The following is an 11,090-nucleotide window of genomic DNA, read 5'->3' as shown; positions in this document are numbered from 1 at the left end:
GGATCAGAGGCCCATGGAAACGAGCTTGTCGATGCTTTCCTTGTCGATCTTCAGAAGCTGGTCGACGACGATGGTGTTGCCCTCGGGATTGATGATGCCGAGACCTTCGATATTGTCGCCGGCCTTGGGTGTCTCACCCTTGGCGATGCGATCCGCGAGCGTGATGAAGACCTCACCGGCCTGCTTCGGGTTCCACATGAAGCCTCCCGTCAGCGCCCCCGTCTTGATGAGCTTGGCGCCCTGTCCCGGCGAGAACGGGCCGATGACGAAGACCTTGCCATCCTTGCGCCGCTCTTCAACTGCACGCCCGGCTCCGATCGGTCCCTGCGAGCCGAAGGCCAGAAAGCCCTTGAGGTCGGCATTGGCGGACATCAGGTCCAGCGCGGTTGAACGGCTCTTGTCGAGGTCCTCAGCAACGCCGTAGCGATCACCGACCAGCTTCATGTCCGGATAATTGGCCTTGATATAGGCGATGGCGGCATCGGCCCAGGCATTGTGAAGCGGAACGGTGAGAGAACCGACGAAGACGGCATAGGAGCCCTTGCCGCCCATCTTCTCCGCCAGCAGCTTGCCATGCGCTTCACCGAAACCCTTGGCGGAGGCGAGTTCGAAATCCCAGTCGGCACCGAGCTGCTTCGGGGATTCATGGGTAATGACCTTGATACCGGCGGCCTGGGCTTTTTTCAGAACTGGCTCCAGCACCTTGGCATCATTCGGCACGACGCCGATGAAATCGACCTTCTGGGCGATCAGGTCCTCGATGGCGCGGACCTGCAGGGCGGGATCGGCGCTCGTCGGGCCGACCATGAAACCGTCAACGCCGAGCTTCTTGCTCTGCTCCTTGATCCCGGCCTCCATGGCGTTGAACCACGGAATGCCGCCGATCTTGACGACGACGCCCACCTTCGGCCCTTCGGCAAAGGCTGCGGACGAGAGCAGCGCGAGCGACAGACCAACCGCTGCAGCAATAATTTTCTTCATGATGTTCCTCCTCCAAAAAACAGGCAAACGAAACCCGCCGCAGCCATTTTTCATCTGGCGCGTTCAAAATTTCTCATCTCGCTTATTCGAGACTCTCCCTTGCCACTCCCACAGCAACCATCTTGCACAATCGATATTGCCAGGTTGCACAATCGATGGTGCAATAACCATATCATGAAGCTCCCTTCCGTCAAGGGGACGCCTACTCTAATAATTAGAATCAGTTGGGGAGATCACAATGACGGGCATGAGTTCCAAGAAGGCCACTATATACGACTTGTCGCTATTGTCCGGCGCATCAGCGTCGACCGTCAGCGCCGTCCTGAATGGATCATGGCGAAAAAGGCGGATTTCCGAGGAAACGGCCAACAAAATTCTATCGCTCGCCAAGACGCACCGCTACACCGCCAACCTGCAGGCGAGAGGTTTGAGGAGCTCGAAATCCGGACTCATTGGCCTACTGGTCCCGATTTATGACAACCGGTTCTTTTCCTCGATGGCACAAACATTCGAGGGACAGGCACGCAAGCGCGGCCTTTCGCCGATGGTTGTATCGGGGCGGCGCGATCCTGAAGAAGAACGCCGCACGGTGGAGACACTGATCGCCTATTCGATCGATGCACTCTTCATTGCGGGCGCGACTGATCCCGACGGCGTGCACCAGGTCTGCGCCCGCGCAGCACTGCCGCATGTCAATATTGACCTTCCCGGCAAATTTGTACCCTCGGTCATTTCCGACAACAGACATGGTGCGGAAATATTGACATCGGCAATCCTTGCCCATGCGGAAAAACACGGACCTCTCGGCCCTGACGACGTCATCCTGTTCGGCGGTCATGACGACCACGCCAGCCGCGCCCGTATAGATGGCTTCCACGCCACCAAGGCCGCCTATTTCGGGGTGGATAACGGAGAGGATATCGAAATCACCGGCTATTCACCACGCATGACGGAACTCGCTTTCGAACGTTTCTTTGAACGCAAAGGCCGCCTGCCCCGCTGCTTCTTCGTCAATTCATCGATCAATTTCGAAGGATTGCTGCGTTTCATGGGGCGCCATGACGGCGAGGCGTTTGGCGATATCGTTGTCGGCTGTTTTGACTACGACCCCTTCGCATCGTTCCTTCCGTTCCCGGTCTACATGATCAAGCCCGATATAGCGCAAATGCTCAACAAGGGGTTCGAACTTCTGGCAGAGAACCGGACCGAACCCGAAGTCACCATTATCGAACCGACGCTCATTTCGCCGCGAACCGCTCTCGAAGGTCCGCTCGACGACATATGGGACCCCCTGGCATTGCGCCGCATGGCGCGATGAACATACGAAATGCCACGTGACCTCAACGGTCGGCGCGTCGCGATATATTTCAATCGGCTGGAGCACTGGAGCGCCATGGCTAACGAATGCACGCTCGGCGACCGCCTGGTGATCGGCGCAAGATGGACGTCGAGGCTGTTTTCATCCACGAGTATCTCCTTTCGCCCCGCAGATCAGTCGCCAACCTGTCGTAAACTCGACAAGATGACCGCCGCTTTCACATGCGGAATCCGAGCTGCCGAAAGCCCGACGAAACCGCAATTCGCTTCAGCTGTTACTCAAATCGCTGATTGCCATTTTGATCGTCTCGATGCCTCGCTGCGCCTGGTGCGAGCGGACCTGCGACAAGAGCATAATATCGCGAGACGGCAGCCGCGGAAGGCCGAAAGTATCGCCAAGGTCGAGCAAACCGTTTTCTGTCACATTGATCGATAGCGCGCCGACGCCAAATCCCGCCAGGATCGCCGCGCGGAGGTTAGTGGCTGACGTAGCGATGAAGGCTTCGCGCCATTGCACGTTCGCATCGCCCAACGAGTTAATGACCATATTTCGCATACTGCATCCTTCGGGATAGATGACGATCGGAATTTCTTCGCGCGTCCCGCTCTCGAAATCCGGCGCCCCGAACCAGCCGAAACGGGCAACGCCGATCTTCTCTCCGTGCCGTCTCCCTGACGCGTGCTTCATCAAGATAATTGCGTCCATTTCGCCCTGCTCATATCGGGCGAGAAGGGCCTGCGATCCGTCCACAGTGAGATTGACAATCAGGCCGGGATTCTCGCGAGCGATAGATGCTAAAACCTGTGAGACGTCGAGGCCCACCAAATGGTGGCTTATTCCTATGCTCAATTGTGGTCGATGCGTTTCGAACACTCCCATCGCCCGGTCATGCGCGCTCAGAAAGTCTCGCGCCGGCTGTATAAAAGCCTGCCCTGGCGAGGAAAGTTTCAGGCTCCGTGTCGATCGCTCGACAAGCAGGACCCCCAATTCTTCTTCCAACCGACGCAAACGCATGCTGACGGCCGATTGAGTGGTGTTAAGCGCGTGCGCCGCCTTGGTAAAACTCTTGTGTTCGCTCACCAAAATGAAGGTCAGCACCGCCTCGGGATCCAACATTAGTAATGCCATTTATTCCAGATCGTGATCACTGAAATCTATTCCAACCTGCTTCTAAAGGCCATCCCAGACTGCAAAAACGGCGTATCCAATTCACATAACAACAGGGCCGGACGCCTCTCGCGCTAAGGTCCAGCGGAGCTTGAAAAGTGGCTGAAATGCCGAACCTGAAATCGAGGCCTCCCGTGGCCGATTGACGTATGATTCTAATTTAATCAGCATCCGTATCGTGACGGCCGTCACGCTCTTTGCCGTTTTGGGCGAAGCTAATATCTGGCTCGATGCTACCACAAATACCGTGCTGGCCCTCGGCTATCGCTTTGGCCTCGTTTTGCTGCCAGTGACAATTCATCTGTTTGGTGGCCGGTCCTTGCTGGTCTCACTTGCCGCCATGGCGGCAGGCGCCGGCTTGCTGTCTCTTAATTGCAGCCTGATACAATCGCTTTCTGCGGCATGCCTCTTTTCCTATGGCGCGGCAAACAGTGGCTATCTGATCAAGAACGTCGCTGCGCAATCCAAACGCGGCTCGGCCAATAACCGCATCGCCATGAATGTCGGTGCGTTCACGGCGGGACTTGTGATCATGCTGCCATTTCTTACACAAGACATGTTTTTCTGGGGCGCCGCCGCGCTGATCGCGGGTTGCGCGCTTGTCGCAATGCCTCGACGCTTCGATACAACCCTCATTCACGTCAAAATATTCCAGGGGCAATCAGCCGGTGCCATCGTCGCGTGGATATCTGTCGGCACAGCAATGGGAATGATGCTTTTTGGTGTTTTTTCGGTGCTACCACAGACAATTTTGAAATCGGGGCAGTCGCTTCCTGCCTGGTATGGTCTGATGATCATCCTCAACAGTGCGGTGGTGGTCCTTGGCCAGATACCGACGTTAAAATTCATCGAGATGACCTGCCGCTTCCGACTGTTGGTGATCTTTGCCTTTATCTTCTCCGGCTTTCTTCTTCTGGCTTTTCCGGGTGCATTCCACGTCCATACATTCACCGGCGCTGTGGTCTGGGTGTTCATGATTTCGCTGGCAGAATGTACCTTTGGTCATACCATGTTCATCAAGGAGATCTGCATAGGCATCGGTGCGGCGTTGACTGTCGGGCTCATGCGCTGGGTATCGTTTTCGTTCAGCGCCATACTCGTCGCTGTGATCGGCATTCTCTTGACCCTGACATGGTGGGTCCTGATGCGGCGCGAGTTGCGCGCGTTCGACTAGAGGGATGCATATGCATCTGAACCGCAGAAGGAACGTCGAATGAAATTGGCTACATAATGATCTATGTCGCGGACGAGCCGGTCACGATCGAATTTTATGGAGACGCTTCCAACGATCCGTCTGGCAATTCGATATCGGTTTCCAGTCGCGCTTTCCGATTGATGGATTGATCGATAGAGGCCCGAGCTAATCTTGCCTGCCCTTCAGCCGCATTGACGGTCACGGTCCCAAGCCCTGATTCGCAGGGGCCGCGCGCGGCGGGCAGAATTTGATGTTTCAAGTGGCTTTTTCGAATACATCTGCCTCACTCTGGGTCGTGAAGGTGAACGTGACCAGTTCGCTGTCATCGTCCTGCCGGAGACCCATGGCAGTTACAATCAAACGCGCGATCTCGTCCTGTGCTTCACTTCCCGAGCGGTACGACCCCACCGCCTTCTCGATGGCGGGGCCGAATACCTCGCTGATTACACCGAGGCGCATATTGTATTTCATGATGATATCGCGGTCCTCGATGATCGCTGCCTGTTCGGCCTTTGGGATGCCGGCGTTGTCCATGGCGGTTATCGTTGCGTTCGTCGCGAGCTTGATCGGACCTTCTTCCAGCCAGCGATCAACCATCTGATGGAACTGGCGCATCCGCTCGGCAGGAATTGTTCTCTGTACAGTGATCGACATCCGGATTCCTTTGTCGGCTCTCATGCGAATACACTTTTGCTTCGCTTCAGCTGCGACGCGAGGCGCTACCGTGATAGTCAAAACACGTCGGGAATTCCAGATGGAGTCCACGCAGAAACGGTTCGTCAGACGGTCTCATCGGGTAAAGCAATCCAGGATCGTGAAGATGCCTCGCTCTACAAGGAAAACTTCAGGCCTATCTTCCTACCGCACTCCCACGAGGAAGCTGCGCGAGCTGTTCCTAAACTCAAGACCTGCGTTGATCGGCCTTGAATGCGCCGTGGTCTTCGAAGACCCCAATGGCTCCACGCTGTTGCAAGACGTACCGACTTTCAGCAAGTATTTCGCGATACCTCTGGACCTTTGCGGCGCCCATCCTGCGCAAATCGACCCTTGATGGAGGTACTGACTGGACTGGAAAAACGGCTTCGTTTTCCAGAAGGTCTAGCAGAAGATTACGCATGACCGCGTTTTCCTCTCGCAGCTCCGCCAGTTCGATAACCTTTCCGCTCGATTCAAACCGCCTTGCGATCGCTTTGTCGATTTCGCGTTCGACAAGGAGAGCCTTGGCGGCGAAATACCGACAGGCAAAGAATGTTACCGCGAGCGCGCACAACGCGAAAATAACGTAGATCATTCCGACCTCCAGGTTACCCCTGAAATCGATACTCTGCCGCCGGTTTTCAATACGGATTCGGGCCACTCGACTGAAAAATCACATGCTCCTGAAATCCGCAACTTGTGAATTGCGAAGACGGCCCTCACCCCTCAGGCGCTCCGCCGTCAGACGTTTCGTGATCTCGTCACCATGAAAGGTAGGTCGCTTTTCTCACAGGATATGCGAAAGGCTCACCATTCTCAAAAACGAAACCCTTGCGATACATGCAACTGCGCACCTGGGCGGAGCCATAGGCACCTGCATAGAAACCCACGTCGCCATATGATGGGTAACGTTCGATACTGCATCTGTCGAGGGCTGTCTGATGGGCCATCTCCAGTACATGGTTACCCGTCACCGGAACGGTGCCGTAAAGATGCAATTGTGTCCGCGCTTCCGCCGCTGCCGCCGTAAAGGTAACGCTTAGAACCACGCTTAAAGCCAGCTTGAGTCTCATGACGCGCCTCCAAAGAAATTATTGTGACGAGCAACGGGGATTTTGTCCTGTTTGTTCCGTCAATCAGAAGTTTCTCCCACATTGTGGTGGGGCGGCTTCCATTATATCCCGGCCGGAAGTCTATGCCGCCTTCCATTCCGCGAAGGTCGACCCAGGCCCGCGGCCACGATTGATGCTGCGTGATAACAACAGAACGTTCCGTAACGCTGGAGGGACAGCCTCTCGAAATCGCTGGAGGCACCATGTTTGGTGCGATTGCCTAGCGAAGGAACCCATCCCGGTCGAACTCTCCCCATCCACGAAGGTCGGCCGCACCTTCGTCAACCTTCTGACCCGCCTTTTCTCCCGGCTTCAACTTCTTTTTGAGCGATCGAGCCAGCCGCCTCTGATAGGCCGCTTTCTGTCGTTTCTCTGCCTTCGCCTCGGCGTCCTCCACCCGCCACTCTTCCACGACCCCGCGATCGAGAAGGTCCTCGACCACCTTCGGATCGAAGACATGGAAGGTGATGCGCCGGGCACGGCCGTTCAGCCGCACGGTTCTCGTCCCGGCGTTCTTGAGACGCCCATCCGCAAGCCAGCGATGTCGCTCGCTCGTCTTGATGGCGAGGATGTCCTGTATCTCGCGCGGGATCACCGGAAGAGTTTCGGCTTCCATCATCACGCCGGCCACGGTCCTCGCAGCGGCGTCGAAGGCGTTTTTGTCGCGGGCTGGCATCGCGAGCGTGATCTCGTTGCCCTCCAGGCTGATCGCTTTCTTCAAAGCCGCAGGCAGTCGGGCCTGCATTTCCTGCAGAATGCCTTTCGCTCGCACGGACGATCCCAGCGTCATCGCAGGCGACAACATCCACGTCCTGATCAGTTCGATATCGCTCTTCTCGAGTTTCCGCATCTCTTCTAAATAGTGCCGATCTCCTTTCGTTCAACGAGGTGAACTGTTCGGCAACCGCAGATCCGAACCAGCCTACGATTATCGGAAACGTCCTGCTTAGCCGGGGTATGGCTCTCCGGTTTAAAACGACGAGCCTTCCGGCCAGTAGGTGCTCAAGCGGCCATCGCGATATCAGCGATGATTTGCCCTGTTGTCATAAAGCAGCACAGCGGCCTCGACCTTATCGCCATTAGCTACTGCCCATGAGCACAGGGCCTCAAACGGTTGCCGCAGAGAATGGCCCAGCGGGGTGATCGCGTATTCTACACCCACCGGCTGGGTCGGCAGGACGGTCCTCGTCACAAGACCGTTCCGCTCAAGCCTCTTTAGAGCATCGGCCAAGGCCTTGTGGGTGATACCGTCGAGACGGCGCTTGATCTCGTTGAAGCGCGAGGGCTTGGGACAAATCACCGTCAGGATCAGGATTGTCCATTTGTCCGCGATCTTGTCGAGCACGGGGCGAACCTGCGCCATGTCTCTAAGGGCGCACTGAGAAAGTGCTTCAAGGTCAGTATACTCGTCCATATCTAGGCTACTTAAGGTGCGTAATTGATACCAGATATCTAATGTATATCATGCAGCGACCATCAATTGAAAGGACTTACGATGGCTCGGATGAGTAACAAGGTCGCCCTGATTGTCGGGGGCGCCAAGGGTATCGGCTTGGCAATTGCAGAGCGGCTTTCGGCCGAAGGAGCGATGGTTTTCATCACCAGTCGCCGAAGTGAAGATGCCGAAAAGGTGGCAACTGCCATCGGTCATGGTGCGGTCGGCATTGTCGCCGATGCCGCGCTCCCCGAAGATATGCGGGAGGCGGTCGAAAAAGTGAGAAGGGAACACGGCCGTATCGACGCGCTGGTCTTGAACGCCGGTCTTTCCGAGCCCGCCCAGATCACGGAGATAACGCCTGAACACTTTGACCGCCACTTCGACGTCAACGTTCGAGGAATGGTCTTCGGCTTCCAGGCGGCTCTGACGGCGATGAGGGAAGGCGGCTCGGTCGTCCTCGTCGGGTCAATTGCAGACAGCGGCGGCTATGCTTCCTATGGCACATATGCTGCGACCAAGGCAGCCGTGCGTTCCTATGCACGAACCTGGACTGCAGAATTGGCATCCAAGGGTATACGCGTTAACGTCGTCGCACCGGGTCCAACCGATACGGAAATGATGGCTGCGGTTCAGCCAGACATGCGCGCGGCCATTGTCGCTCCGATTCCCATGGGACGGATGGCGCGACCCGCCGAGGTGGCTGCAGCTGCCTTGTTCCTGTTAAGCGATGAGGCGAGTTACATCGCCGGTGCCGAACTGTGCGTCGATGGCGGCTTGCGGCAGGTCTGAGCCAGAATTCGAAGCGCTGTACCCGATCTGGAATGACCGGGTACAGCAAACGCTCGACAGAGAAGCGACGGATCGCAATTTCGCTGATTACAGGCCCGCCTCAGCCATCCATAGCGCTGCGTCTGCACCTGCCGGTATGCGCAGTGGCGCAGACGGATCGGTGGCAGCCTTCCAGATCGCTTCCGCGACATCGCGCGCGTGGGTCACAGGGCCCTTGTCGTCCTGAACATTCCTGACGAACTGCTGCAAAAGAGGCGCATAGTCCGCATCGTCCATGCCGCGCAGGTGTGGGCGGGCACTGGCGCCGAAACTCGTTTCCGGCGAACGTCCGGGCAAAACGATGTGGACGCGAACGCCGAAAGGCTCCATTTCAATCGCAAGGGACTCGCTGAGCGCATTCACTGCGGCCTTGCTGGCGCGATAAACCCCAATGACCGGTAGCGGTTTCAGTGTGACCGAGGACGTAACGTTGATAATGACGCCAGCCCGGCGACGACGCATTTGCGGGCCGAGGGCCTGGATCATCGCCAGAGTGCCTATCGTGTTCGTCTGAAATAGTGCCTGTGCGGTCTGGGATGCAGTCAGTTCGACAGGAGATGGTGCTCCGAACCCGGCGTTATTGACGAGCACATCGATTTGACCCGTTGCCTTCATAAGCTGAGATGCTGTCCGGGACGGTGACATCGAGTGCTAGAACACGCAGACGCCCGGACGCAGGGAGTAAGCTCTCGTCGGGCGTTCTCATCGTGGCGATCACGTCCCAGCCTTTTTCAAGGAACAGTTTTGCAGTTTCCAGGCCAAAACCCGAGGAACAACCGGTTATCAGAATTGCGGGCATTATTTTCTCCATAAGTGGCTGTGTCATTATGGTAGCGACCCGAAGGAAGACTTTATATATTCAAAGCTCCTCATTTCTTTAGTAATAGTCCTGGATATGACAACAGACCCGCTCACCGAGATCGTCACACTCCTGCAACCCGCCGCGCGGGCTTCGAAACTGGTGGAGTGCGCCGGTGCATGGCGTATACGTCGTGAGGGCACAGGCGAGCCGTTTTATTGTGCCATCCTGGAAGGGCAATGCCGGGTCACTTTCGGTGGCCGACAAACGTTTATCCTGCAGGCCGGAGACTTCATTCTCGCGCCTGCCATGCGCGATCTCGTCAATGAAAGCGCCAACGCCACAGCCGACTTGCCGGCAACGGTCCCGACAAAGATCAATGAGGGACATTTTTATTTGGGACCACATGACGGCCCACCCGCGCTACGAATGCGTATCGGACATTGCAGCTTCGGCACGCCGGATGCGGCCCTGCTCGTTTCCCTGTTGCCGGACGTGATTCTGGTTCGCGACAAACCCCGACTTGCGACGTTGATGCAGTTGATCGACGAGGAGACGCAGGAACGGCGCGCAGCGCGCGAACCGGTTCTGGAACGACTTATCGAGGTGCTGTTGATCGAGGCACTACGGTCCTCAACCGACACCAATTCTGCACAGGGCCTCGGCAGAGGGCTTGGTGATGAGCGCCTTTCGGCGGCACTTCGGGCTATGCATGACCGTCCCGGCCATCCCTGGACCGTCGTTGATCTCGCGAAAGAGGCGGCGCTCTCCCGTTCGGCATTTTTTGCGCGCTTCAACCGAATAGTCGGGGTTGCGCCGATGGAATACCTGCTGACATGGCGTATGGCGTTGGCGAGGCAGCTCTTGCGGAGCGGTGATCTCGCAATAGACGATGTAGCCGAGCGGGTGGGATATGGATCAGCAAGTACGTTCAGCGTGGCTTTTGCCCGACGCACCGGCATCCCTCCTGCTCGATACGCCCGTATGGCCGCACAGAACGGCGAGGCAGGAGACAACCGATTGCTACGGCCACTGACAGAATTATAACAATGCAGTTGGCCTATCGACAATACGCCCGACCAGCGCCTTCAAACTGGCGCAGCGATTCCAACGATCATCGACTAAACTCTGGACTCGGGTGGCTGACATCCGCCTAGTTCTTCGCTCAGACAATCAACCCGCGACGTGACGTGATGAGGTGCTGCGATACAGCAACCCAAACCGCTGGAGCGAACTCAAAACTGGACAAAGGGGACAGGGTCAAAGGTCATGGAGGTTGGAGAGATCGACACGCAGCAGAAACACAAAAAGCTCCTCGACGCTGACGCGGAGGAGCTTTGTTAAGTCGAGGATTTTGCCTGTTTGATCGTAGCTGTTTAGCGCGCTGGATCGTAGTTTTTTGGCTATTGTGGGATACTGTAGCGTAGGGTTTTGGTTGCGGGGGCAGGATTTGAACCTGCGGCCTTCAGGTTATGAGCCTGACGAGCTACCGGGCTGCTCCACCCCGCGTCCAGCGCATTCGGCAAGGCCGAATGTCGCGGTTACGTCGTTGCTTT

Annotated in this window: 11 protein-coding genes, 1 tRNA gene and 2 pseudogenes; 5 read left to right on the top strand and 9 right to left on the bottom strand. The window is 56.7% G+C overall.

All coding sequences use genetic code 11. The annotated features are described in order from the left end of the window. Nucleotides 1–3 precede the first annotated feature (3 nt). On the bottom strand, nucleotides 4–981 hold the full coding sequence (locus WA845_RS08690) for a substrate-binding domain-containing protein (protein WP_337322294.1): 978 nt from the start codon (nucleotides 979–981) through the stop codon (nucleotides 4–6). A 238-nt stretch (nucleotides 982–1,219) separates the two neighbouring features. On the opposite strand from WA845_RS08690, the gene WA845_RS08685 reads away from it, so the two are divergent. After that, nucleotides 1,220–2,299: a LacI family DNA-binding transcriptional regulator gene (locus WA845_RS08685; protein ID WP_004446153.1), complete on the top strand. Its 1,080-nt coding sequence runs from the start codon at nucleotides 1,220–1,222 to the stop codon at nucleotides 2,297–2,299. 267 nt (nucleotides 2,300–2,566) lie between these two features. On the opposite strand, the gene WA845_RS08680 is transcribed toward WA845_RS08685, so the two are convergent. Further along, nucleotides 2,567–3,427, bottom strand: a complete 861-nt coding sequence (locus WA845_RS08680; RefSeq protein ID WP_112556429.1) for a LysR family transcriptional regulator — start codon at nucleotides 3,425–3,427, stop codon at nucleotides 2,567–2,569. Between the two features lie 217 nt (nucleotides 3,428–3,644). Here WA845_RS08680 and WA845_RS08675 point away from each other — a divergent pair, with 217 nt between their 5' ends. After that, entirely contained in the window at nucleotides 3,645–4,640 is a 996-nt protein-coding gene (locus WA845_RS08675; protein ID WP_337322293.1) for a hypothetical protein, read from the top strand. 276 nt (nucleotides 4,641–4,916) lie between these two features. Here WA845_RS08675 and WA845_RS08670 read toward each other — a convergent pair whose 3' ends face one another. The 5 genes from WA845_RS08670 to WA845_RS08650 all read right to left on the bottom strand — a co-directional run bounded on the left by WA845_RS08670 (nucleotide 4,917) and on the right by WA845_RS08650 (nucleotide 7,883). Next, entirely contained in the window at nucleotides 4,917–5,339 is a 423-nt protein-coding gene (locus WA845_RS08670) for a hypothetical protein (protein WP_037092192.1), read from the bottom strand. 223 nt (nucleotides 5,340–5,562) lie between these two features. Next, nucleotides 5,563–5,952 carry a hypothetical protein gene (locus WA845_RS08665; RefSeq protein ID WP_037092194.1) on the bottom strand — a complete coding sequence of 130 codons (390 nt, stop codon included), beginning with the start codon at nucleotides 5,950–5,952 and terminating at the stop codon, nucleotides 5,563–5,565. Between the two features lie 166 nt (nucleotides 5,953–6,118). Beyond that, nucleotides 6,119–6,430, bottom strand: a complete 312-nt coding sequence (locus WA845_RS08660; protein ID WP_112416080.1) for a hypothetical protein — start codon at nucleotides 6,428–6,430, stop codon at nucleotides 6,119–6,121. A gap of 259 nt (nucleotides 6,431–6,689) precedes the next feature. Continuing rightward, on the bottom strand, nucleotides 6,690–7,319 hold the full coding sequence (locus WA845_RS08655) for a hypothetical protein (RefSeq protein WP_112556433.1): 630 nt from the start codon (nucleotides 7,317–7,319) through the stop codon (nucleotides 6,690–6,692). A gap of 171 nt (nucleotides 7,320–7,490) precedes the next feature. Then, nucleotides 7,491–7,883, bottom strand: a complete 393-nt coding sequence (locus WA845_RS08650; protein ID WP_004446167.1) for a winged helix-turn-helix transcriptional regulator — start codon at nucleotides 7,881–7,883, stop codon at nucleotides 7,491–7,493. Between the two features lie 81 nt (nucleotides 7,884–7,964). Between WA845_RS08650 and WA845_RS08645 the strand changes: the two genes are divergently transcribed. Next, the gene (locus WA845_RS08645) at nucleotides 7,965–8,696 is read left to right on the top strand and encodes an SDR family NAD(P)-dependent oxidoreductase (protein WP_112556435.1); all 732 of its coding nucleotides are present in this window, start codon (nucleotides 7,965–7,967) and stop codon (nucleotides 8,694–8,696) included. 87 nt (nucleotides 8,697–8,783) lie between these two features. Here the strand turns inward: WA845_RS08645 and WA845_RS08640 are convergent. Beyond that, a pseudogene (locus tag WA845_RS08640) lies at nucleotides 8,784–9,534 on the bottom strand (SDR family oxidoreductase). A 96-nt stretch (nucleotides 9,535–9,630) separates the two neighbouring features. Between WA845_RS08640 and WA845_RS08635 the strand changes: the two are divergent. Beyond that, nucleotides 9,631–10,581 (top strand): AraC family transcriptional regulator, encoded by a 951-nt coding sequence (locus WA845_RS08635; protein WP_112556437.1) that lies wholly within the window; start codon nucleotides 9,631–9,633, stop codon nucleotides 10,579–10,581. Between the two features lie 23 nt (nucleotides 10,582–10,604). Continuing rightward, nucleotides 10,605–10,780: pseudogene (locus tag WA845_RS25255) on the top strand (IS3 family transposase); the annotation flags it as partial. 186 nt (nucleotides 10,781–10,966) lie between these two features. Here WA845_RS25255 and WA845_RS08630 read toward each other — a convergent pair. Further along, nucleotides 10,967–11,043, bottom strand: a tRNA-Met gene (locus WA845_RS08630). Nucleotides 11,044–11,090: the final 47 nt, after the last annotated feature.

This window comes from Agrobacterium sp. CMT1 (assembly GCF_037203725.1).
Taxonomy (GTDB): domain Bacteria; phylum Pseudomonadota; class Alphaproteobacteria; order Rhizobiales; family Rhizobiaceae; genus Agrobacterium; species Agrobacterium pusense.
Note: the sequence above shows the minus strand (reverse complement) of the source record. Positions and strands in the feature narration are given on the sequence as shown.